The following is a 21,825-nucleotide window of genomic DNA, read 5'->3' on the forward strand; positions in this document are numbered from 1 at the left end:
CGGATTCTGAAAACAGAATTATAGCCGTTTATCCGAAAGATGATAGGGGGATAATTTTGTTTTTTGTCAAAAGAAATGGGAAAAGCATTAAAAAAATATAGTGGAATAACCCTCAAGCAGTATTACGGGCAGTAGGATACATTAAGCTAATTAAGTTATTTTGATTTAGCCGCTTCGGCACGTCTGACGCTGACGCTTTTGCCGCTTATGCCCCAGTTGTCCATATCGACTTCATCAATCACGACGACGGTGGTTTCGGGGTTTTTATTGAGCACCCGTGATAATAATTTGGTTACGCCCTGAATCAGTTCGGCTTTTTGTTCGACACTCGGCGCTTCGTTGCCGCCGGTTACTTTGATATTGACGTAAGGCATGGTTTTTCCCTGAATTGTTGAACAGACGGGAAGAATAAAGGATTTGAGCGGAGCGGATTCGCCTATCAAGCGCAACATTGCAAAACAGAAAAGGTCAGTATGCGGCAGCATACTGCCTTTCCTGACAAGAAAGATTGCAATGAGCTACACACAACTGACCCAAGACGAACGATACCACATTCAGCATCATTACCGCCGGCAAACCATCACACAAATCGCACAAACGCCGGACCGCCAATGCAAACAGAAAAAGCGTTCCCCCTACAAAATGACCGGACAACTCATCGGCCACATCAACACCCTTGTCTGTCAAAAACTCAGCCCACAGCAAATATGCGGATACCTCGAAAAACACCACCAGACTAAGCTCTACCACAGCACTGTTTACCGCTACCTGCACCAAAACAGGAACAATGGCAGGACATTGTGGCAACACCTCAGAATATGCAGCAAACCCTACCGTAAAAAATACGGCGGCAAAACATGGGTCAAAGGCAAAGTTCCTGACCGTGTCGGTATCGAACACCGTCCCGAAACCGTCAACAAAAGGATGCGCATCGGCGATTGGGAAGCTGACACCATCATCGGCAAAGACCAAAAAAGTGCATTGCTGACCTTAGTCGAACGTGTTACCTGTTACACCATTATCTGTAAGTTGAAGAACTTCAAAGCCGAAGACAACGAATGAAAATACCAATGGATTGATACGCCGATACTTCCCGAAACAGACGGATTTCAGGAAAATCAGCAGGTTCAGGATGAACTGAACCACCGGCCAAGAAAAACACTTGGCTATGAAACGCCAAGTGTTTTATTCTTGAATAGCTTCCAACCTTTGTTAACTGATGTTGCATTTGAAAATCGAAAGTAAGGCCGTCTGAAAATGCAGTTTTCAGACGGCTTTATTTTTGATAATTCCTATCTGGAAAGCGTCATCACGCGGGCAATATTCTGCGCTGTCGAAATCAAATTTTCACGGGCATTTGCCAAGACCTGTTCGAGCGGGGCGGTTTGGCGGATAATCGGGAACACGGCATCGATTCCGTGTTCATAAACCACCTCGTAATCTTCATGCAGACAGCCGACCACGGCTATAACCGGTTTGCCGTATTGTTTGGCAGTCTGCGCCACGCCGACGGGCGTTTTGCCGTGTATGCTTTGCGCATCCATGCGGCCTTCGCCGGTGATAACCAAATCTGCTTTCCGGATATGCGCCGCCAGATTAACAGTTTCCATCACAATTTGAATGCCTGATTGCAGGCGGACGTTTGGCAGTGTCAGTAAGCCGCCGCCCATACCGCCGGCAGCGCCTGCACCGGCGTGATTACGGATATCAGTTTCGCAGCAATCGGCGATGATGTCGGCAAAATGTTCCAAGGCTGAATCCAGTTCGGCAACGATTTGCGGTGTCGCCCCTTTTTGCGGCCCGAAAACGGCAGCTGCGCCTTTTTCGCCGCACAATGGATTGTCCACATCGCAGGCAACTTCGATTTGCGTATGCTGCAAACGTGAATCCAAGCGGCTGAAATCGGCTTGGGTAATTTGGTGCAGATTGCCGCCGCCGAAAGGGATTTCCTTGCCGAATTTATTGGTAAACGACACGCCCAGCGCCTGCAGCATACCGGCACCGCCATCATTGGTGGCGCTTCCGCCGATGCCGAGAATGATTTTTTCGACACCTTCGTCAAGAGCCGCCAAAATCAGTTCGCCCGTGCCGTAACTGGTGGTCAGCAGTGGATTGCGTTGCTCGGGTGCGACCAAATGCAGCCCCGAGGCCGCCGCCATTTCAATCACGGCGGTTTTGCCGTCGCCGGAAATACCGAAACCGGCTTCAACCGTATTGCCCAAAGGTGCGGTTACGGCAACGGTTTTCAGACGGCCTTGCGTGGCATCAATCAGCGACTGAACCGTGCCTTCGCCGCCGTCGGCCATTGGGATTTTGACATAGCGGGCATCGGGCAGAATTTTTTTGAAACCGGCTTCCAAAGCGTCCGCCACTGCGCCTGCGCTCAGGCTCTCTTTAAATGAATCGGGAGCAATCAGAATATTCATCATACGGCTTTCGTGAGGCCGTCTGAAAATCGGCGTTGCTTGTTTTCAGACGGCATATGACTAAATATATTGTGAATTTACTGTGGTGATATGAATAATTTTATATAAAACAATGATTAATCAATCATTTTTCGTTGCCGTTTAAACCAACTGTTCGCCCCAGTGCAGTTTTTGGCGCAGGGTTTTGAAGTATTGGTAGTCGGTCGGATGCAGAACCCGCAGGGGGTTGTGGTAGCGGCGGATGCTGACACGGTCGAAGTTGTGGAGGTCGGCGTAAGACTGGCCGTCGAAATGCACTCGGGCATCGCCGCTTTTGGTAATCAGGATTTCGATTTCGCTGGTGTCGGCAACGGCAATCGGGCGGTTGGTCATGGATTGCGGGCAGATGGGAACCAGTGTGAAGGCTCTGAGGCTGGCCTGCAGAATCGGGCCGCCGGCGGCGAGGGCGTAGGCGGTCGAGCCGGTGGGGGTGGAGACAATCAGGCCGTCCGAGCGTTGGGTATAGACGAATTCTTGATTGATAAAGACTTCAAATTCAATCATATGTCCGGCTGCACCCCGTGAGATGACGGCATCGTTGAGTGCCAGCGAGCGTTGGATTTCTTCGCCGTCCCGGGTGATGGCGACTTCGAGCAGGATACGCTCTTCGGGCAGGTATTTGCCTTCTAAAACGGGCGTGAGTTCGCCGATCATGCGGTCTCGGGAAATTTGGGTCAGAAAGCCGAGATGGCCTTGGTTGATACCGATGATGGGAATGGCTCGGGGGGCGATTTCCCGTGCAACGGAGAGAAAAGTGCCGTCGCCGCCCAAAACAATCACAAGGTCGCAGTATTTGCCCAATTCGGTTTTGCCGACCGGCTGGCAACGTTCGGCATCGGCGGGGTAAACGGTGTTTTCGGCGATACCGTCTTCGTCGAGATAGACGGTAAACTGTTCTTGGTGGAGAAAGTCAATCAGGGTGTGGGCGGTCGGCCGGATTTCGGGGGTGCCGGGGCGGGTTACGATGCCGATGTTTTGGAAAGGGCTTTTCATGTCGGTTGCGGCTTTGTTTAAGGGTTGGGGTTTACAGCCAGATGTCCCGTTCGAGCCGGTCGAGGCGGGCGTTGAGGCGTGCCACGTCGTCCCGCAGGCGGTCCACTTCTTCTATCCATGCTTCGAGGGTGGCGGCATCGGGAACGGGGGATTCGGGTTCTCGGGAAAATTCGCCGATTTGTTCGGCAATGCTTTGGCCGATTTGCTTGACCGTTTGTCTTACGGCGTCGGCTTTTTCGGCAATCAGTGCGCCGGCATTCTCGCCGAACAGACGGTTGAGGTCGGCATGGGCATCATAGCGCAGGCCGCTGAAAATCGGCAGCAGTGCCATGCCGAGAAAAAGGTCGCCGTCGATGCGGATGTCGCCGACACCGGGCTGTTGGTTTTGCAGCAGTTTCTGAATGGTGCTGTTGTGGAAAATGATTTCGGTGTCGGCCATGCCTTGGGCGGCTTCGAGAAAGCCATCTTCGCCGATTCGGCCCTGTATGCGGAAACCGGCAATGCTGAAGCTGACGGTTTTTCCGGTAAATTCGGCAAGATTGCGCTGATGCTGCGGATTTTGCTGAATCAGGTGGTTGATGATGGGAAGTAGGGCGGACATGGCTGCTCGGTTTGAAAATGATGGTGTGGGGATTTTACAGGCTTAGGCCGTACTCGGAAACGGTATTTACAATTTTTCCGCCGCCGCTGTCGCTTTCGTCAAATTCGGGCAGCGGTATGCCGAGTTTGGCGGCTTCGCTGCGGTAAAAAACGGCACGGGGCGGGTGTTCGGCGGCAACGGCGTTTTTAATCCGCTTGCCGTTCGGGTTTAAGGCCGTCTGAAAAAGGGTGCGGACGGCTTCGTCTTCATGAATGAGATTGACCGGCTGTTTGCCGCCTTTGAGCTTGGTTTTTCCCGCCAAGCGGCTGACGGGGTGGCGGCGGGCGGAATAAAGGCCGCCGAGGCGGATAATGTCGATATGCGGCACATCGGCGGCGAGCAGCAGTTGTTCGGCGGCGGCGATTTTGTGGGCTGATTCGGTTTGCGGGTCGGTCGGCGAAGTTTCATCGCACAATCGGACGCTATCGCCGTAAACGCTGGTGCTGCTGCTGAAAATCAGGTGTCGGACGGTCAGCGTTTCCGCCAAGCGGACAACCTTGCCGAGCAAACCGGCGTAATCAGGGCAGGACGAGGGCGGAAGCAGGAAAAACCATGTCGGGTGTTGCCGCCAGTGTTGCCAAAAAGTGTGTGAAAACACATCGGCTTGGTTGAGGTCGGCAATATCCAGCGCCACGGGTAGATTGATGTCGTCCGAAGTCAGGCTGCGTTTGAGCGCCCGCACACGGCTGCCGTGTTCGTAACATTTTTGCGCCAGCGGCCGCCCCAAATAGCCCAAACCGAACACGCCGCAGTCGGGAACGGGGGTCATGCCTGTTCTCCGGCGGTTTTCCATGCCGGTTCCATCCATTTTTGGGATTCGGTAAAACGGTAGTCCGCCATTTGCGCCAGCAGCGTTTGCGGGCAGTCGCTGACGCACAGCAGCTTCATGTTTGCCTGCGGCATAAAGCCGGTATCGGCGGTGTGCTGCATCAGGGCAATCAGCGGGTCGAAAAAACCGTCGGTATTGAGCAGGCCGATGGGTTTGGCGTGGCGGCGCAGTTGCGCCAGCGAGAGGACTTCAAACAGCTCTTCATAAGTGCCGATGCCGCCGGGTAGGGCAATAAAGCCGTCGGCCAAGTCAATCATTTTACTTTTGCGGCTGGGCATATCGGGCGTTTCAATCAGTTCGCTCAAGCCCGGGTGGGCCATTTCTTTTTCCAGCAGAAAAGTGGGAATCACGCCGATGACCCGTCCGCCCTCAGCCAGCGCTGCGTCGGCAACCGTACCCATCAGGCCGATTTTGCCGCCGCCGTAAACCAGTGTGCTGCCCTGTCGGGCGATGGCGGCACCGGCGGCCTGTGCGGATTGGTAATAGGTTTTGCTGTTGCCCAGATTGGAGCCGCAATATACGGCGATGTGGTTTAATGTCATGATGTGTGTCCTTGAGGCCGTCTGAAAATCTGCTTTGCCCGTTTTTCAGACGGCCTGCGTTTGGCTTAAGGCACGGATTTTGTCGTCAAACTCGGCGGTGTGCTGCGCAAGCAGGTAGGGACGCAGCAGGCTGAGGGTGCGGCGGATACCGTGGGCTTTGGAATGCTCGGTGAGCTTGTTTTTGCCCTGCAGCGAGCTGTCGAAGTCGAACCAGTATTTGGTAATCATCCACATATTGACGGCAAGGTCGTTCATGGCGGTCGGGTCGGCGTGGATAATGTTTAACGTATTGAGCTGGTTTAATAATTTCAGCAGAAGCGGCGACACTTTGGCGTGGGTGAAGCCGTTGTGTTCGCCCAATAATTCGGCGCTGCGGGAAAGCAGGGTATTGACATCCCGAAACAGAAAACGGTAATCCCACATCACATCGTAAATACCCGCCATATAGCTGATGGCTTCGCCGACATTGGCCGGTAGCGGCGTGGTGTTGAGGTAATGCAGGATATGTTCGCTGTAGCGCTTGAATAATTGAACGATGATTTCGTCTTTGTTGCGGAAATGGTAATACAGATTGCCGGGGCTGATGCCCAGATGCGCCGCAATATGGTTGGTGCTGATATTGCGTTCGCCTTCTTCGTTAAACAGCGTCAGGGCGGTGTCGATAATATGGTTGTAAGTATGGTTGCGTGCCACGGCATGATTCCTTTGCAGTTGGGTTACAGACGGTAGGCATAGTGCATTCGCTAAAAGTAGGACAAGGCGTGCCAACGCCGCCATGTTTTTAAACTAGGGCGGGAAGCCAGTTGGGTTCGGTTTCAAGTTCGACTTGGAAGGCTTGGCGCACGGTTTGGCGGATATGTTGCGCCAAACGGTAAACATCCTGCCCTGTTGCCTGATTTTTATTGACCAAAACCAAAGCCTGTTTGTCGTGTACCGCCGCTCCGCCGATTTGGTGTCCTTTCAGACGGCATTGGTCGATCAGCCAGCCGGCTGCCAGCTTCACGCTGCCGTCCGCTTGCGGATAACGGGGCATGGCGGGATATTTTTCGAGCAGGGTCTGCGCCGTTTGGGCGGATACAACGGGGTTTTTGAAAAAACTGCCGACATTGCCCAGTATTTTCGGGTCGGGCAATTTGCTGTTGCGGATGGCGCAGACGGCGGCGGAAACATCTTGTGCCGTCGGCGCTCTGCCGCCGCAGCGTTCGGCAACCGCCGCCGCCAGATCGCCGTAACCCAAATCGGCATGAAAGGTTTCTTTCAGCGCAAACACCACGGCGGTAATCACATAACGCCCTTTGCCCGCCTGTTTGAACAGGCTTTCCCGATAGGCAAAACGGCATTCTGCATTGCTCAATTCGACAAATTCCAGCGTGTCCAAATCAAAACAGCGTACGCTGTGAATCACATCTTTGACTTCCACGCCGTAAGCGCCGATGTTCTGCACCGGCGAAGCGCCCACCGTTCCCGGAATCAGGCTTAAGTTTTCCAAACCGCTCAAGCCCAGTTTCAGCGTGTGGCAAACAAAATCATGCCAGATTTCTCCGGCCTGCGCTTCGATGAACACCACTCCGTTTGAGCGGCCGGTTTCCCGAATGCCCTTGTTTTCAAGATGCACGACCAAACCATGATAATCTTCCGTCAGCAGAATATTGCTGCCGCCGCCCAGCCACAACACGCTTTGGCGGTCAAATTCGGGTAGGCGGACAATATCGGGCAAATCCTGCTCATGGCTCAGGGCGACAAAGGCTTTGGCTTTGGCACGCAGCCCGAATGTATTGTAAGGCGTTAAATCGGTATCGAAAGTTGCTTGCATGGGAAATCTTTTTCAGTTAAACAGATTGGGCGGCACACAGTTTTCAGACGGCCTTGCCCGAGAGCAGGGCTTTGCTGCATTTTTCCAGACAATACACCAAAGCCAGCGCCGCAATCGTCAGCGACACAATCAGCGCCGTCCAAAAGCCGTAAATGCCCATCTCGAAATAATACGCCAGCAGATAGCCCGGCAACAGGCCGAAGCCCCAAAACGCCACCGCATGAATCATCATCGGCACATTGGTGATTTTATAGCCCCGCAGCGCATAAGAAGCAATGCACTGCGTACAGTCGGCAAGCTGAAACAGCGCCGCAAACAGCAGCACCGCCGCCGACACCGACACCACCACTGCATCATCGGTGTACATTTCCACCAGCGGAAAACGTAATAATACCAAACCCAGAGCGGTTACAACAGCCAAAGCCCAGCCCAACACCAGCGATACCCCCGAAAGATAGCGTGCCAGCGCAAAATCCCGTTGTCCCAAAGCAAAGCCTACCCGCACCATGCCCGCCGAGCCCACACTTTGCGGCACCATATAAATCATCCCCGTCAGGCTGATTACCACCTGCTGCGCCGCCACATAATCCTCGCCCAGCTTCGCCACCAAAATCACAATAAACGAAAACGCACTGGCTTCCAGAAAATACGACAAACCGATCGGCGCACCCAGTTTGCCGATATTTTTCAACGCCGCCCAATCCGGCTTGCTGAACGCCGTCGTCAGCCCGAAAGGCCGGAAAAAACGCTGTTTGGCAATACACAAACCCAACGCCGCCGCACTAAACCAAAACACCAGCGCCGTCGCCACCCCGCAGCCCGCACCGCCCAAAGCCGGTAGCCCGAATTTGCCATAGACAAACGCATAATTGAGCGGCACATTCAACACAAACGCCGCAAAGCTCACCAGCATAATCACACGGGGACGGTTGAGGCTCGAAGCATAAGCGTGCAGCGCACGGTGTACCATCGCCGCCGGCATCGCCAAACCGGTAAACAGCATATATTGCGCCATCATGTTTTCCACATAATCGCTCAAAGTCAGCCAATTTTGAAACGGCACAATCACCGCCCACATCAGCAGCATCCCAAACAGCCCCAGCAACAGCCCGAACCACAGCCCCTGCCGCCCCGTTTCCCCGACTTCACTGTATTTGCCCGCCCCGAAAAGCTGCGCAATCAGCGGATTAAGCGCCGTCATAATCCCGATAAACGTAATATAAATAGTCGAAAACGCACTGCTGCCCAGCGCCACCGCCGCCAAATCATCTTTCCCCGCACCGCCGGCCATCACCGTATCCACAAACCCGATACCCACCTGCGCCACCTGCGCCAACAGCATCGGCACCGCCAACACGATTAAATGGCGGATTTCTTTTTTAAACACAGGAAAAGCAAAACGGTTGAGGTCGAGTAGCATAAATAAAGTCGCAATAAAAAGAAAAAAGGACAACAGAAACAGCAGGCCGTCTGAAAACAGAAATGCCGGTTTTTGCGCCAAACCGACAATTATAATCCAAAACGCTTAGATATGTTGGAGAAGCGGTTTAATCTTTATGCTAAACAGGGAAACAGGACTTTCGGTTACATTAAGGCCGTCTGAAAATCGGTTGTTTGATTTTCAGACGGCCTGTTTTCACCTTAAACCGAGGCTTCGGCTTTGTTGCGGTAAAGGAAATATTTCGCAGTCAGACATGCGGCGATGATGAGTGCGGGGACGGTCAGGGCGGTGGCGACGGTGGAGAAGTTCCAGCCTGCGTTGAGCATCCATGCACCGGCGAAGGCGGAGAGAATAGCGCCGGTGCGGCCGATGCCGTGCATCCAGCTGTTGCCGGTGGCTCGGGCGCTTAGGGGGAAGAAGTTGCTGGACAGGGCGTTCATGCCGGTGCCGCCGCCGTTGAATGCAGCGCCGATGTAGAACGAGGTCAGACACAGCAGCATGTATTCGGGACCCAAGCTGCTCATGAATACCAGCACGACAGCGCCGCTGAGGTATGAAAGTGCCAAGACGCGGTGCGGTTCGAAGCGGTCCATAAACCAGCCCAGCATAATCGAACCCAATGGGCCGCCGAGTTGGAACATTGCCGAGATAATCGATGCCTGCGCTGCAGTCATGCCTGATTCTTTAATCATGGTCGGCATCCAGCTGCCCAGTAGATACACTAAAAACAGGTGGCTGAAATAAATTGCCCACAGCAGCAGCGTACCGCCCCGATAGTGTGTGCTTAACACGGTTTTAATCGGGTTTTCGCCGGTATTTTTTACCGTAACCGCTGCGGGAATGGTGAAGGTGCTGTGTTCGGTGGTGCTGCCGGGGGCGCACCATTCGACGATTTTGCGGATTTGGGTGCGGTCGCCGCCTTTATGTACCATAAACGCCAGCGATTCGGGCAATTTGAACACCATAAATATGCTCAATAAAATCGGGATAATGCCGCCGAAATAAAACACGCTCGGCCAGCCGAATTGCGGAATCATCCACGCCGCCAAAAAGCCGCCGCCCGCTGCGCCGACGGTAAAACCGGCAAATACAATGGTGACCAGCAGGGCGCTGCGGCGTTCGGGGGAATATTCTTTTGCCAAGGTGGCCACCATCGGCATAATGCCGCCCATTGCAAATCCGGCGATAAAGCGGAAGGCAATCATGTGCCAGATTTGGCTGGCAAAGGCAACCAACAGGGTAAAAGTGCCGAATGTCAATACGCTTGCAATCAATATCTTGCGCCGACCGAAGCGGTCGCCCAGTGGACCTGCAGCCAGTGCGCCGAAGGTTAAGCCAAACAGAGCGGCGCTCAAAACCGGTGCCAAATCGTTGTTGGATAACTGCCAGGCTTCTTTCAGGCTCGGGCCGACAAAGCCCATAATCACCACATCGAAGCCGTCCATCACCACAATCAGAAAACAGAGGAAAATCACCAGTTTCTGATAGGTGCTGACGCTGCGGCTGTCAAGCAGTTCCCGTACGTTGATTTCATGTTGTTGCGACATTGTATTCTCCCGTGTAGCCGTGGATTATGATGTTTTCAGACGGCCTGCGAAATGGCCTAGGCCGTCTGAAATTCTTTGGAACAATCAATATTGGATTTTTGCCACTTGGCGCAAGTGTTCGGCGGTGGTGGTCGGCAAGCCGAAATATTCCAGATAAACCGGAATCTGTTCAAACAGCATATCGGTACCGATTTGTACTGTGCAGCCTTTGGCTTTGACAGCAGCTAAAAAAGCCGTGGTTTCGCCCTGCAGCACCACATCGCCGACATAAGCCTGCGGCGAAATGCGGGCAACATCCATCGGCATCGGATCATGTTCATACATGCCCAGCGGCGTGGCATTGACCACCAAATCGAAACCGTCAGGATCGTTGCTGCCAGTCTCGACAATCAAATCGGGATAATGGTTTTTCAGACGGCCTGCCAAGGCTTCGGCGGAAGCAGCATTTAAATCGCAAACGGCCAAGCGTGCCACACCGGCTTCGGCCAACGAAGCAGCAATGGCGCAGCCGACCCCGCCGCAGCCGACCACCAAAGCAGCCTTGCCTTGCGGCGTAAAACCTTTGCGGCGCACGCTGCGTACAAAGCCTTCGCCATCGAACATATCGCCTTCGAGTTTGCCGTCAGCACCCAGTCGCACTGCGTTGCAAGAACCGGCGATTTGTGCAGTCGGCGAGAGACGTTCGACCAAACCGATGGTGGTAACCTTGTGCGGCATGGTAATCAATGCGCCGATCACGTTGCCGCAACTGAATATGCTGCGTAAAAATTCGGGATAAACAGTCGCTTGTGAAGAAAACGGTACCACTAGCGCATTGATACCGGCGGCTTCAAAATAGGGGTTGTAAATCATCGGCGATTTGAACGTTTGCGTCGGGTAGCCGATATGGGCAATCACTTTGGTCGAGCCGTTGATGTTCATGAAGATTCTCCTGTGAAGCGTGTGTTTTCAGACGGCATGGAATAGCCAAGCGCCGGAAAGTGTAATGCAGGGTTACATTTATTTACAAGTTTTTGAAATAACCTTGCCGGATTTTAGCAGAGTGTGTCTGGTTTTATGGTGGTTTTGCTGATTTATACTGAAATAATGGCATATTCTGCTATGAAATCAATGCAGCGGAAGAGAGTTTCTGCTGAAAAAAGTGATTCATGCCGTCTGAAAAATTTCAGACGGCATGAAAATAATCCGCTTATAAAGCAGTGTTTAATCGTGCGGGAATTTTTGTATCAGCCAGACGGCGGCGAGCCAGTTGAACACTACGCCGCAAGATACGCTGATGCCGAAGGCGGCGACGGCGGGGGTGGCGCTGCCTGCGAGCAGGATAAAGGAAATGCCGGTGGTCAGGGCGGCGAGGGTGATGCCGGCAATGCGGGCGGCGGTGTGTTCGGGGGCGGTTACGGCATAGACGGCGTAGTCTGCGCCTATGGCGGCGGCCAGCAGCATGCCGAATACGGCAAACAGGCTGACGGGAATCTGCAGCCAGCCCAGCAGCCCCAGTGTGCCGATAACGGCCAGAGTCGGTACAGCAAGCATGAGTGTTCCCCGACGTTTGCCGAAGATGTACCACAATACCGCCCATGCGAAGACAAATGATGCCAGTTTCAGCCATGCGGCCTGATTGCGGGTTTGGGCAAATTGGCGGTTGAGCTGCGCCGGTTTGTCGAGTAATACGGCACCGTCAGGCAAGGCTGCGGCGAGGGCGGCGGGGTTGCGGACATGATGCAGGCGGGCAAGTGAGGCATGGCGGCCGTTGATGTTGCCCAAATACAGGCTGCGGAAGGCTTCGCCCTGCGGCGTGTTTAGGCTCTCTGCCAGAGAGACGGGGGCGGCTTGGGCGGCGGCGGTTAAGGCCGTCTGAATTTCGTGTTTGGGCACACCGATGTCGGTCAGCGGGGCATAGATTTCGGGTTGCGCCGCCAGTTCGGCGAAACGTTGCCGCAGCTGGATTTGTTCGTCTGTCGGCAAAATCCATTGGTTGAGCGATTGGATTTCGGCGAGATTGTGTTGCCGTAGCCGGGTTTCCAACTGTCTGTTTTGTTTCAGCAGGGTATCGGTATCGGGTGCGGTGAGCAGTACGGTTTGGCTGTGTTCCATGCCGCTGAGGCGGGCGATTTGGCGGCTGTCGGCGAGCAAATCGGGACGCAGCACCATCCAGCTGCGGATGTCGTCCTGCCATTGCAGTTTGAATATTCCCGACAGGCTCAAGCAGGCAAGCGGTAGCAGGATATAACGCCATTTTAACGCAGGAAGCCTGTCGGCAAAGCGTGCCGTCAGGCGGGCAAACGGTACGGGTTTGGCACGGTAACGGTGAAACAGTGCCGGTAGCAGAAAAACGGTTGCCGAAAACGAACCGGCGAGCGCTGCTACTGAAAAGACGGCGGTTTGCTGCAGAATCGGCAACGGGGTGAACCACAGCAGCAGATAGCCCAGCGCCGTAATGCCGAAGCTGACGGCAAAACCGGGCAAAACCTGCCGCATGGTGTGTCTGCCGTTCCACGGTTGAGAATTGGGAAACAGCGAGGGGGCGAGCCAATGCAGCGGGAAGTCGACCAAAACACCGATCAGGCTGGTACCGATCACCAAAGTCAGGGCGTGGATTTCGCCGCATACGGCAATCGTGGCCGCCAGTCCCCACAATATGCCCAAGCCCAGCGGTAGCAGCAGGGCGGCGGTTTTGACGGAACGGAATACCGTTCCTAGCAGCAGAAACGTTAATATCAGTCCGGCTGCCGACATCCATGAGCTTTCCCGTTCTGCCGACTGTTTGGCATCGGCGGCAAACAGTGCGCCGCCTGCGGCGGCAAAGTGGTAACCGTTTTGTTCGGCGGCGGTCTTGCTTTCCTGCCAGAGTGTCAACAGGGCGGGATTGGGGGCATTATCGGCCAGTTTGGCACGTAGCCAAACCCAAGTGATGCCGTTTTCTTCGCTGTACAGCATGGCGTGTCCGCTGTGCCATTGCGGCGAACCCGGCGGCTGTTTGTTGATAAAGCGGGAAAAGCCCAGCCAGTCTGCTTCCAAGGGCAAAAGTTGCGCAGCAAACGGATTTAATACCGCTTCGGCACGTTCGGCAAAATAGTGTTGCGGCTGCTGCCTGATTTGCTTGAGTTGGGCCTCCGGTAAGACGGCTGCGCCCAATAAACGGACGGATTGGCGCAGTTGTGCCAAATCCGGTTCGATTTTGCTGTCGATTTTTTGAAACAGGCCGCTTTGCTGCCAAGTGTCGGCAAGCTGCGAGGCCGTCTGAAAAGCGGTTTCGCTGTCAGACGAACCGACGGCAATCACAATATTCTGATTCAGTTCGGCTTCCTGCGCCTGCTCTGCTGCCTGAAAGACGGGGTCGGCGGCGGTTTCCTGCGGTAACAGCGCAGTCAGCTGCGTTTGCAGCGGGGCGTGTTGCGTAAACTGTATGCCCAAAAACACGGCCATCAGCAAACAGATGGAGAGATAAAGTGCCGTCCGCAGGTTCATGATGTCAGCCCAATACCATGCGTCCGGAAGCGCATTTACGCTCGGAAACGCTCAGAGAAAAATAGATTTTCCGTTTATCGGCATCCCATCGCAGTTGCAGCGACACTTCATCATTGGGACGGATAAAGTGCTGGTATTTCAGGTTTTCCACCTGAATCACCGGCGCTGTTGCCCAGTCAAATTGTGCCGCCAGCGACATTACCCATTGAATTTGTACCACGCCGGGAACTAAGGGAAAACGGGCAAAGTGTCCGTTGAAATAGCGCAAATCCAGCGGCACTGTGCCGGTAAAATGCCATTCGTTGTCTTGGTGAGCCGTCTGTTGCCAGTCGGGGCTGTGTGGCAATGCCGCCAAAACGGCTTCGACATCGGCGGCACGGATTTTGGCCTGTGCATTACGGGGAAGTGTGTGGGCGGCAAAGCGCCAATATCTCGGTAGGGCGGTTTTTTCCAGAGCGTCTGCCAGTGTTTGGCGCAGCAGTGCGGTCAGCGCCGTGCGGCCGTGTTCGCATAAATAGTGGATACCGACTTCGTTGAGTGCCGCCCAAACGGCAATCCGCCCCCGGTGCAGCGTGCAGTGGGCATCGGCAATGTATTCGTGCGCCAATAACAGGTGTTCGGGCGTGTGCAGCGAAATGCGTTTGTCGGCCAGCTTGACGATACGGTCGGCTCTGCCGTGCAATACCAAACGGTTGCCTTCTACATCGGCGGTATCGGCAAGTGCCTGCTCGCCGCTGCTCCACGGCGAAAGAATATGCAGGCGTTTGTCTTCATCGCAGCGGGCGGCGACGTTCGGAAACAGGGTGTGCGTTTTTCCGCCGCTGCGCCAAGCGGTTACACCGGTTTCGCTGCTGCCGTACACATCGAAAATGCTCAAACCGTGTGCTTCAAACAGGGCTTGGGTTTGCGGCGGAAGCATACCGCCGGCGCTGATGATGCCTTTAACGTTTTGCTGAAGCTGCGGCCAGTTGCGGGGGCCGTCGAAACGGTTTAAAACGGTCGGACTGGTCAGCCACACACAGGGTGTTTGTGCGGCGGCGGTAAATTCTTCGGGATATGTGCAGTTGCCCCGGTCTTGCCACGCCATTTTCAGGGCAACGAAAATCCGGAAGGTCAGCCCGTAAAGGTGTTGCGGCGAAACGCCGGCATAAACGGGCAAGTTTTGCCATTCCTGCGGCAATATGGCGGCCACGGTTTCGGCTTCGCAACACATTTGCGCACAGGTTTTGACCACGGTTTTGGCTTCACCACCCGAACCGGAAGTCTGCAGCAGCAGGCGGGCGTGTTCGGGAAGATGCAGCGGGGTGTCGTGGCGTTTGTCAGGTTCGGGAAGGTGGTCGAACAAACGATGATTGCGGTTTTCAGACGGCCTTTCGGGTAGACAGTCAGACAGCCACACATCGGCCTGTTGCGCCCAATGCTGCGCTTTGGGGCCGGGAATCAGCCACACTTCGGCACCGGCTTGCCATGCGGCAAACAGGGCGGCGGTAAATTTGCGGCTGTCTTGAAACCATAATGCCACGCTGCGGCAGCCTTGCAAGGTTTCGGCGCAGGCGTTGATCCGGCGGCGTAGGGCATGGTGTCCGGCTTGGTTGAGCAGGGTATTGATCCACATATTATTTGAAAGCGTTGCCGGCGGCGGCAGAAAGGGGTTGGTCGGTTTGGGTTTGGCTGAAGATCATCACCGTGCGGTCGCCCTGTTTTTCACGCAATTCGATTTGCTGCACGACTGCGCCGCCCTGAATGGTGATGTCTTGGAAAATCTGTTTCATCACGGCAGTTTTCGGGGTCAGCTGCATACGCCATTGGTTGGGATTGCCGTTGGCGCTGATGGTGAACTGTTTGCCCAATTCGCCGGTGTCGCCGCCCAATACCGCCATAAACAGTTTGACTTGGGCGGCTTGCCCGCTTTGGCTGCTGTTGCGCCAGATACGGGCGGCAGCGTCCCATTGGGCGATGCCCTGTTCGCGGACACGCAGCTGCAGGTCGAGCGGTTTTTGAATGTGCCAAAACAGGCCGGTGCGTTTTTTCAGGGCAAAACGGCCTTGGGTCTGCATCGGTTTGGCAAGGGATTTGATGAAACGTTGTTGGACAAATTGCCCCTGTACGGTTTCGGGGCCTTGCAGACGGGCGGTGATTTCCGCCGGTGTCAGCGCCCATGCCGGCATGGCGGCAAGCAGCAGGGACAGGGCGGCGGTTCGGATATTCGGCATGATGGTTCTCCAATCGGTAAGACGGCGTTGCAGAAACTTGCTTCACTCGTTTTTCAGACGGCCTGAATTCAGGCGGAGGCCGTCTGAAAACCGGGGTATTGCCGTATGGCGTTTTGGAAAGCGTCCGGCGTTTGAAACTGCATTTCGCCGTTGTCGATACGCACGGCAACCTGCGTGGTGGACGCACGGGTTAAGGTTGCGCCGCTGCGCTCATCGGTAATGGTGTATTCTATCCGCAGGCAGCTTTCAAATTCTACCACGGCAAGATTGACGCAGATGTGTTGTCCGAAGGTGGCGGGTTTGACATATTTGATGTCGAGCTTGACCACGGGATAGGCAAAACCGGTTTCCCGCATCACGGTGTAATCGTGGCCGAGGGCGGATAAAAAGGCGCAGCGTGCCTGCTCGAAATATTTGACGTAGTGGCCGTGCCAGACAATCATCAGGCTGTCCACATCGAAAAACGGAATCTCCAGATTCAGGCTGTGGCGGCAATAGATGTGTTTTTTCTTCATAGGGTTTCGATGGGTTTATCGTGGGTTCACGCTATTATAGCCGAGCGTGGCGCAGGCCGTCTGAAAAGCGGCAATGCTTGAGCCAATTAGATATTTTCAGACGGCCTTAAGTTTCGGAATCCGCCCAAAAATCATAAAAATTAAACCATTGCAGCGGCACATCGGCAGCACGGGCGGCAAGTTCGTCGGCATAACGCTGCACCTGCAGGGCAATCTGCTCGTTGCGTTCGCTGCGTTTCCAGTTCGGTACATCGGCAAAACGCCGCAAAATCAAATGGTAGCGTCCCTGTTTTTTGAGTACGAAAACAGTGTTGGTTTTGGCTTTCAGCAAATGCGCCATCAACCATGCACCCTGCGGCAGGCGGGCGGGGTGTCCTAAAAAATCGACAGACACGGTTTTTTCGCCTCGGACGGGAACACGGTCGGCGGCAACGGCGAGCCATTCACCGGCATCGAGACGGTTGGCGAGCGACAGCATGGCGGCTGCGTCCAAATCTTCCACCTGAATCAGATTGATGTCGCTCGCACCGGCTTCTTTCAAGGCTTGATTGAAGGCTTGGGCGTGGCGGCTGTGTACCAACACATTCATTTTAAAGCCGGTATGGTGGCCGACCAGCGCTCGACAGATTTCGATATTGCCCAAGTGCGAACAGATTAAAATCTGGCCTCGGGCGTGGTGTGTGCGGATGTCCTGATACAGATTGTCGCTGTCGTCCAACACCAAATCGCTGTAACGGATTTTGTGTTGCCAAACGGCAAAACGGTCGGCAATCGCTTCGCCAAAGGCAAGAAATTGCCGGTAAACAGGTAGGAAAGACGGCATGGCGGCATTGGGAAAAGCAGCGGCCAAACGCTGTTGGTAGTTGCGGATACAGCGGCGTTGCCGGGCGGCGGTGAGGTAGAAATAGCTGCAGACTGCGGCGGTGGCAATCCGCATCAGCGGGGGCGGCAAAAAGCGCACCATCCATGCGGTGAGCTTCAGGAAAAATTTATGCCCCCGCTCGTTTTGGCTGGCCCAGTGTTCCGCATTCATGGCTTCAATCCCAGCCGCCATTTGAGCATTTTGAAAAACAGGCGGGTGTGCATTTTGCTGATCATCAGATTGTCTTTCCATGCACGGAAATGGGAAATGCCGTCTGCTTGATAGCAAACGGGCGTGTCGTGCCAGATAATCGGCACATTGCGCCAATAAAGGTGGATTAAAATTTCGTTGTCAAAATCCATGCGATCGCCGATATGGCTGTCCCGGATAATGCCGCAGCTTTCGGCAAGCGGGTAGATTCTGAAGCCGCACATGCCGTCTTTGATGTGGAACGACCAAGTATGGACAACGTTCCAAAAATCGGTAATTTTCCGGCCGTACAAACGGGCTTTGGGCGCATCGTTGCCGTAAATCGGGCGGCCGCAGACGGTAGCGGCGGGCGTTGTGGCGCTGAGGCGGATTAATTCGGGAATATCGGTGAAACAGTGTTGGGCATCGGCATCGATTTGCAGGACGTGGCTGAAGCCTTGGGCGGCGGCTTCCTGCATACCGTATTTCATGGCATGGCCTTTGCCGCCGTTGCTCGGAAGGGCGAAAAGCTGCACATCTTCCTGCGCACAAATCTGCTGCAGCGTGCTTTGGAACGATTCGCCCGAGCCGTCGTCCACCACCATCACCGGCAAACCATGCTGCTTCAGGGCGGCAATCACTTGCGGTAATGTGGTGATGTGGCGGTAATGCGGCACAACGGCGACCAGTTTCATGTTTCGACTTTCAGTAAAAATTTCCGATACAGCCATTCGCCGCCCAGCAGTATGCCCATCAGAATATAGGCAATCACACCGGTGTAGAGCGCCCACCAGCCGTATTGGCCGGATATTGCCAAAAGGGCGGCGGTTGTGCCGTTGGCGGCGAAAAAAATGCACCAGATAACGGTTACTTTGCGGGTATAGGCAACGGCCGAGGGCGGTAGGTCGGGCGTTTGCAGACGGGCGAGTCGCTCGATGGCGGATTGTCGGGCAAACAGACTGCCACCGAATACCGCCAACATCATGCCGTTGATCCAAACCGGATACCAATACAAGCTGTCAGGCCGTCTGAAAATCAGTATGCAGACGAAAAATGCCGATAAAGCGGCGGCAATCCGGCGCTGCAGCCCTTGCTGCAACACGGCACGCAGCGCCCACAAAACAGCCATCGCCGCTGCGAGCCAAACCGCCCAGCCTCGATTGCTGCCGAAATACCACAGCAGCGGATAGCCGATGCTGGCAAGGGTCAGCAGCAGATTGGCGGTCTGTTTATTCATCAGCCTGTTGCTGTACTTTTTTCAATACGGCCTGAACGACATCGTCCACCGTGCGCACGTTGCGGAAATCTTCGGCTTGAAGTTTGTGGCCGGTGGTGCGTTTGATATGGTCGATCAAATCGATGGCATCGATGCTGTCGATTTCCAAATCTTCATACAGATTGGTATTGCCGGAAACACGGCTGATGTCGATTTCAAACAGGTTTTCCAAAGCATCGAATAAAACTTGGCGGATTTGTTGTTCGGTCATAGCGTTATCCTTTGATTTTTTGAATGAAACCGGCCAATGTGGCAACATTGGCAAAGTGTTCGCGCAATTCTTGGTTTTCCTTGTCCATTTGGAAACCGAAGTGTTTTTGTACGGCCAGACCCAGTTCCAGCGCATCTACGCTGTCCAGCCCCAAGCCGTCGTCGCCGAACAGCGGCGCTTCGTCGGCAATGTCTTCGGGGCTTAAGTCTTCCAAGTCCAGACTGTTGATGATGAGTTTTTTCAGTTCGAGTTTCAGTTCTTCCATAACGGGCTTTCTTTTTTAGGTGTGGTTATTAAGTATCAGATGTAACCGGTAATTCATCACACAGGCATTTTCAGACGGCCTCGTGTTCCGAAGTATGCCGGTTGAAATAGGCCTGCAATTCGTCGTTCAGGCGGCGGGCGGCAATCGGCAACGGTTTTTCGTTCAGGCGGCTTTGCGGGTCGATGTCGTCGCCGACGATAAAGTGATACACCGGCTTTTGTTTGGGGATTTTATACCAAGGCTGGCCTTTTTTATAATTGGGCGGCGACATTTTGACCACCACCGGCGTAATTACTTTTGCGCTGCGCAGGCCGAGGGAGACAGCGCCTCGGTGAAAGGTGATTTTGCCGTCTGCGCCGGTGCGTGTGCCTTCGGGAAAAATCAGCAGACACTCTTTGCGCAAAATGCCGTCTATCACATCGACAAAATCCAGATTTTCCTGATTGGGAACATAGCCGCAGGCACGAATCTGGCTGCTCATGGCGGGGTTGTGCTGCAAATCGGTTTTGACTACGCAGTTGGCTTCCGGAACCCGGCTGAGGATAAACACCACGTCAAGCAATGAAGGGTGGTTGGCCAAAATCAGCTGGCCCGGTTTGCCCAAACGTTCAAAACCGTGGAAATGGGCTTCGACAATGCCGGCTCCGGTCAGATAGCGGGTAAACCAACGCCATGAGGCGGTAACCAAGCGGCGGGCGGCGAGTTGGCTTTTCAGGCTGCCGTCTGAAAAGCGGATATAGGGCAACAGAATGATTTTGAACAATACGCCGAATACGCCGAACAGGGCAAAGCCTACGGCGGTGGCCAGCAGTCTGCGGTATTGGTCTAAGGTGTAGTGTGCCATTGCCATGCGTGATCGGTATAAGGGTTGCAAAAATCGGTCTGACCTGCCCACATCTGTTTTGCCCACTGCAATGCGCCCCAATAATCGCCGTTTTGTCCGGCGGGGTTGCGGCGTTCGAGCGTCCAACCGTTGCCTGCTTCAATCAGAGCGGCGACGGCATAGGGAAACGGCGCACGGCGGCAAGCGACGGGAATATCGTTTGCCAAAGGGTAATCGACCGCCAATACCAACACCCGGTCGCAGCCTTCTTCCAGCATGGCTGCGGCTTCGAGAAATGCCAGTTCCCAGCCGCTTTCACGGGCGGCAAGGGCGGTGTGTTCGCTGGTGTCGCCCTGCAGCATCGACCATTGGCCGACCAGCGCATTATGCACCGACAGCCCGAACGAGGTCGGCGACACGCTGTGTTCTTTCAGCAGGGTTTGCCATAAATCGAAACTGCGGTTGAGTTCGCCGTCGTGCGACACCAAAACAGTCGGACAATGCACGCCTTCCGTTACCTGATGGGCTGCATCAAACATCAGGCGTGCCGCCGGACTCAAACGCCGCCGCTGGATAGCGGGTAAAAACGCCAAATCGGGGCGGCTTTCGGGCAAGGTGGCGGCATCAAGTTCACCCTTCGCCCAAGCCTGCCAGTGTTCGGGCGTATTCAGGCGGGCGGAAGCGGCATGCCAGCGGGTAATTCGGAAAGAAATGCTCATTGTGCTAATAAAAGTGATAAACGGTTAGGATTATACCAGTTTGGTTAATTTTGTTTAAGTATAGCGGATTCAATCCAAACCGGTACAGCCTTGCTGCATGAATCTGCATGATTTATGGTTGAGCGGCATTGGGAAAACAGACAAGGCCGTCTGAAAACGTGCAATATTGTTGCGGCAACTGCTCTGCCCATGCGCCGAAGCCGTGGAAACGGTAGTCGGCGGCATCTTTGTGAACGCAGGCAAGCAGAAAACAATCGAGCAGCCAAACACTTCCCTGCCAATCCGTTTGCCCGCCCGCCTGCAGCAGCCAGCGGCGCTTGCGGTAACGCAGACCGACTGCGGCCAAGTCCGCCCATTCGCCGTTGGCGGCTTTAATCAGTGCTTCTTTCAAACACCACAATACATGATAATTTTCAGGGCTGTTGCTGTGCAGTTGCAGCCAGTGTTGCTCGTCGGCGTGCAGAATATCGTGCCATGCGGCAAAATTTCTCGGTTTGACTTGTTCCAAGTCCACACCGATTTGATTTGGAACATTGCAGGTAAGGTAAACGGCGCAGCCGTTGCTGTGGCTCAACACGCCGTCTGAAAGTGTGTGCTGTTGCCGTATGGCGGCTTTCAGCGCACGGCTGACCAGCCAGTCGGTTTGTCGGGATAATATTGGATGTTGCTGCAGGCGCAGCAAATCGTTGCCATCGAGCGTATCGGGGCGGTAGCGGCCGGCGAGGTCGGGACCGGCATAATAAAAATCTAAAATATTCCGCATATTTTTACCATATCGGTAAGTGATACGATTATAATGAAGTGTCTTATTTGAGAAGGCAACAGAATTTACAGCAAAAACCGAGTGGAACAACACAGAAATCTACAGCACCGCCTTGTGTCTTTCTGTGTTATAGCGGGTTCACTTCAAAAGATTACGGCGTTGGCTCACCTTGCCGTACTACCTGTACTGTCTGCGGCTCGCCGCCTTGTCCTCTTTTGAATTAAACCCACTGATTTTATGCCTCTTCCATG

Annotated in this window: 23 protein-coding genes and 1 pseudogene; 1 reads left to right on the plus strand and 23 read right to left on the minus strand. The window is 54.4% G+C overall.

The annotated features are described in order from the left end of the window. Positions 1-155 precede the first annotated feature (155 nt). Positions 156-374 (minus strand): tautomerase family protein, encoded by a 219-nt coding sequence (locus PJU73_RS02545; protein ID WP_237090870.1) that lies wholly within the window; start codon positions 372-374, stop codon positions 156-158. 139 nt (positions 375-513) lie between these two features. On the opposite strand from PJU73_RS02545, the pseudogene PJU73_RS02550 reads away from it, so the two are divergent. Continuing rightward, positions 514-1,245, plus strand: a pseudogene (locus tag PJU73_RS02550) (IS30 family transposase). Positions 1,246-1,292: 47 nt separating this feature from the next. Here the strand turns inward: PJU73_RS02550 and PJU73_RS02560 are convergent. The 22 genes from PJU73_RS02560 to PJU73_RS02665 form a co-directional block, all read right to left on the minus strand. Next, positions 1,293-2,426, minus strand: a complete 1,134-nt coding sequence (locus tag PJU73_RS02560; protein ID WP_237090944.1) for a glycerate kinase — start codon at positions 2,424-2,426, stop codon at positions 1,293-1,295. Between the two features lie 141 nt (positions 2,427-2,567). Next, positions 2,568-3,458: an NAD(+) kinase gene (locus PJU73_RS02565; RefSeq protein ID WP_237090879.1), complete on the minus strand. Its 891-nt coding sequence runs from the start codon at positions 3,456-3,458 to the stop codon at positions 2,568-2,570. Between the two features lie 31 nt (positions 3,459-3,489). Further along, a complete protein-coding gene (locus PJU73_RS02570) occupies positions 3,490-4,059 on the minus strand; it encodes a ubiquinone biosynthesis accessory factor UbiJ (RefSeq protein ID WP_237090880.1) in 570 nt (189 codons plus the stop codon). A gap of 34 nt (positions 4,060-4,093) precedes the next feature. Beyond that, a complete protein-coding gene (locus PJU73_RS02575) occupies positions 4,094-4,867 on the minus strand; it encodes an NAD-dependent epimerase/dehydratase family protein (RefSeq protein ID WP_237090881.1) in 774 nt (257 codons plus the stop codon). Next, the gene (locus PJU73_RS02580) at positions 4,864-5,469 is read right to left on the minus strand and encodes an LOG family protein (protein WP_237090882.1); all 606 of its coding nucleotides are present in this window, start codon (positions 5,467-5,469) and stop codon (positions 4,864-4,866) included. The genes PJU73_RS02575 and PJU73_RS02580 overlap by 4 nt, the downstream gene beginning before the upstream one ends. A 45-nt stretch (positions 5,470-5,514) precedes the next feature. Next, positions 5,515-6,162, minus strand: coding sequence for a TetR/AcrR family transcriptional regulator (locus tag PJU73_RS02585; RefSeq protein ID WP_237090883.1), 648 nt, complete (start codon positions 6,160-6,162; stop codon positions 5,515-5,517). Between the two features lie 88 nt (positions 6,163-6,250). Next, positions 6,251-7,282, minus strand: a complete 1,032-nt coding sequence (gene murB / locus PJU73_RS02590) for a UDP-N-acetylmuramate dehydrogenase (RefSeq protein ID WP_237090884.1) — start codon at positions 7,280-7,282, stop codon at positions 6,251-6,253. Positions 7,283-7,325: 43 nt separating this feature from the next. Beyond that, the gene (locus PJU73_RS02595) at positions 7,326-8,702 is read right to left on the minus strand and encodes an MATE family efflux transporter (protein ID WP_237090885.1); all 1,377 of its coding nucleotides are present in this window, start codon (positions 8,700-8,702) and stop codon (positions 7,326-7,328) included. 221 nt (positions 8,703-8,923) lie between these two features. Further along, positions 8,924-10,270, minus strand: a complete 1,347-nt coding sequence (locus PJU73_RS02600; RefSeq protein ID WP_237090886.1) for an MFS transporter — start codon at positions 10,268-10,270, stop codon at positions 8,924-8,926. Between the two features lie 84 nt (positions 10,271-10,354). Beyond that, positions 10,355-11,191, minus strand: coding sequence for a shikimate dehydrogenase family protein (locus PJU73_RS02605; RefSeq protein ID WP_237090887.1), 837 nt, complete (start codon positions 11,189-11,191; stop codon positions 10,355-10,357). Positions 11,192-11,473: 282 nt separating this feature from the next. After that, entirely contained in the window at positions 11,474-13,738 is a 2,265-nt protein-coding gene (locus PJU73_RS02610) for an MMPL family transporter (protein WP_237090888.1), read from the minus strand. Between the two features lie 4 nt (positions 13,739-13,742). Beyond that, the gene (locus PJU73_RS02615; protein WP_237090889.1) at positions 13,743-15,353 is read right to left on the minus strand and encodes an ApeI family dehydratase; all 1,611 of its coding nucleotides are present in this window, start codon (positions 15,351-15,353) and stop codon (positions 13,743-13,745) included. A 1-nt stretch (position 15,354) separates the two neighbouring features. After that, positions 15,355-15,951 (minus strand): LolA family protein, encoded by a 597-nt coding sequence (locus PJU73_RS02620; RefSeq protein WP_237090890.1) that lies wholly within the window; start codon positions 15,949-15,951, stop codon positions 15,355-15,357. Between the two features lie 68 nt (positions 15,952-16,019). Beyond that, positions 16,020-16,466: an acyl-CoA thioesterase gene (locus PJU73_RS02625; protein WP_237090891.1), complete on the minus strand. Its 447-nt coding sequence runs from the start codon at positions 16,464-16,466 to the stop codon at positions 16,020-16,022. 106 nt (positions 16,467-16,572) lie between these two features. Then, positions 16,573-17,499: a lysophospholipid acyltransferase family protein gene (locus PJU73_RS02630; RefSeq protein WP_272607550.1), complete on the minus strand. Its 927-nt coding sequence runs from the start codon at positions 17,497-17,499 to the stop codon at positions 16,573-16,575. Then, a complete protein-coding gene (locus PJU73_RS02635; protein WP_237090893.1) occupies positions 17,496-18,212 on the minus strand; it encodes a glycosyltransferase family 2 protein in 717 nt (238 codons plus the stop codon). Before PJU73_RS02635 ends, PJU73_RS02630 begins: the two co-directional genes overlap by 4 nt. Further along, positions 18,209-18,754 (minus strand): COG4648 family protein, encoded by a 546-nt coding sequence (locus PJU73_RS02640; RefSeq protein ID WP_237090894.1) that lies wholly within the window; start codon positions 18,752-18,754, stop codon positions 18,209-18,211. The genes PJU73_RS02635 and PJU73_RS02640 overlap by 4 nt, the downstream gene beginning before the upstream one ends. Continuing rightward, positions 18,747-19,004 (minus strand): acyl carrier protein, encoded by a 258-nt coding sequence (locus PJU73_RS02645; RefSeq protein WP_237090895.1) that lies wholly within the window; start codon positions 19,002-19,004, stop codon positions 18,747-18,749. Before PJU73_RS02645 ends, PJU73_RS02640 begins: the two co-directional genes overlap by 8 nt. 4 nt (positions 19,005-19,008) lie before the next feature. After that, positions 19,009-19,269, minus strand: a complete 261-nt coding sequence (locus PJU73_RS02650; RefSeq protein ID WP_237090896.1) for a phosphopantetheine-binding protein — start codon at positions 19,267-19,269, stop codon at positions 19,009-19,011. Positions 19,270-19,339: 70 nt separating this feature from the next. Further along, positions 19,340-20,113, minus strand: a complete 774-nt coding sequence (locus PJU73_RS02655) for a lysophospholipid acyltransferase family protein (protein ID WP_371871491.1) — start codon at positions 20,111-20,113, stop codon at positions 19,340-19,342. After that, positions 20,095-20,811 carry a beta-ketoacyl synthase chain length factor gene (locus PJU73_RS02660; RefSeq protein ID WP_237090898.1) on the minus strand — a complete coding sequence of 239 codons (717 nt, stop codon included), beginning with the start codon at positions 20,809-20,811 and terminating at the stop codon, positions 20,095-20,097. The genes PJU73_RS02655 and PJU73_RS02660 overlap by 19 nt, the downstream gene beginning before the upstream one ends. A 112-nt stretch (positions 20,812-20,923) precedes the next feature. Next, a complete protein-coding gene (locus PJU73_RS02665) occupies positions 20,924-21,574 on the minus strand; it encodes a 4'-phosphopantetheinyl transferase family protein (RefSeq protein ID WP_237090899.1) in 651 nt (216 codons plus the stop codon). Between the last annotated feature and the right edge of the window lie 251 nt (positions 21,575-21,825).

This window comes from Neisseria lisongii, assembly GCF_028463985.1.
GTDB classification, from domain to species: domain Bacteria; phylum Pseudomonadota; class Gammaproteobacteria; order Burkholderiales; family Neisseriaceae; genus Neisseria; species Neisseria lisongii.

Coding starts and splice junctions, on each gene's coding strand:
- PJU73_RS02545 (WP_237090870.1), bottom strand. CDS start 374: ATGCCTTACGTCAATATCAAAGTAACCGGCGGCAACGAAGCGCCGAGT.
- PJU73_RS02560 (WP_237090944.1), bottom strand. CDS start 2,426: ATGAATATTCTGATTGCTCCCGATTCATTTAAAGAGAGCCTGAGCGCA.
- PJU73_RS02565 (WP_237090879.1), bottom strand. CDS start 3,458: ATGAAAAGCCCTTTCCAAAACATCGGCATCGTAACCCGCCCCGGCACC.
- PJU73_RS02570 (WP_237090880.1), bottom strand. CDS start 4,059: ATGTCCGCCCTACTTCCCATCATCAACCACCTGATTCAGCAAAATCCG.
- PJU73_RS02575 (WP_237090881.1), bottom strand. CDS start 4,867: ATGACCCCCGTTCCCGACTGCGGCGTGTTCGGTTTGGGCTATTTGGGG.
- PJU73_RS02580 (WP_237090882.1), bottom strand. CDS start 5,469: ATGACATTAAACCACATCGCCGTATATTGCGGCTCCAATCTGGGCAAC.
- murB (WP_237090884.1), bottom strand. CDS start 7,282: ATGCAAGCAACTTTCGATACCGATTTAACGCCTTACAATACATTCGGG.
- PJU73_RS02595 (WP_237090885.1), bottom strand. CDS start 8,702: ATGCTACTCGACCTCAACCGTTTTGCTTTTCCTGTGTTTAAAAAAGAA.
- PJU73_RS02600 (WP_237090886.1), bottom strand. CDS start 10,270: ATGTCGCAACAACATGAAATCAACGTACGGGAACTGCTTGACAGCCGC.
- PJU73_RS02605 (WP_237090887.1), bottom strand. CDS start 11,191: ATGAACATCAACGGCTCGACCAAAGTGATTGCCCATATCGGCTACCCG.
- PJU73_RS02610 (WP_237090888.1), bottom strand. CDS start 13,738: ATGAACCTGCGGACGGCACTTTATCTCTCCATCTGTTTGCTGATGGCC.
- PJU73_RS02615 (WP_237090889.1), bottom strand. CDS start 15,353: ATGTGGATCAATACCCTGCTCAACCAAGCCGGACACCATGCCCTACGC.
- PJU73_RS02620 (WP_237090890.1), bottom strand. CDS start 15,951: ATGCCGAATATCCGAACCGCCGCCCTGTCCCTGCTGCTTGCCGCCATG.
- PJU73_RS02625 (WP_237090891.1), bottom strand. CDS start 16,466: ATGAAGAAAAAACACATCTATTGCCGCCACAGCCTGAATCTGGAGATT.
- PJU73_RS02630 (WP_272607550.1), bottom strand. CDS start 17,499: ATGAATGCGGAACACTGGGCCAGCCAAAACGAGCGGGGGCATAAATTT.
- PJU73_RS02635 (WP_237090893.1), bottom strand. CDS start 18,212: ATGAAACTGGTCGCCGTTGTGCCGCATTACCGCCACATCACCACATTA.
- PJU73_RS02640 (WP_237090894.1), bottom strand. CDS start 18,754: ATGAATAAACAGACCGCCAATCTGCTGCTGACCCTTGCCAGCATCGGC.
- PJU73_RS02645 (WP_237090895.1), bottom strand. CDS start 19,004: ATGACCGAACAACAAATCCGCCAAGTTTTATTCGATGCTTTGGAAAAC.
- PJU73_RS02650 (WP_237090896.1), bottom strand. CDS start 19,269: ATGGAAGAACTGAAACTCGAACTGAAAAAACTCATCATCAACAGTCTG.
- PJU73_RS02655 (WP_371871491.1), bottom strand. CDS start 20,113: ATGGCACACTACACCTTAGACCAATACCGCAGACTGCTGGCCACCGCC.
- PJU73_RS02660 (WP_237090898.1), bottom strand. CDS start 20,811: ATGAGCATTTCTTTCCGAATTACCCGCTGGCATGCCGCTTCCGCCCGC.
- PJU73_RS02665 (WP_237090899.1), bottom strand. CDS start 21,574: ATGCGGAATATTTTAGATTTTTATTATGCCGGTCCCGACCTCGCCGGC.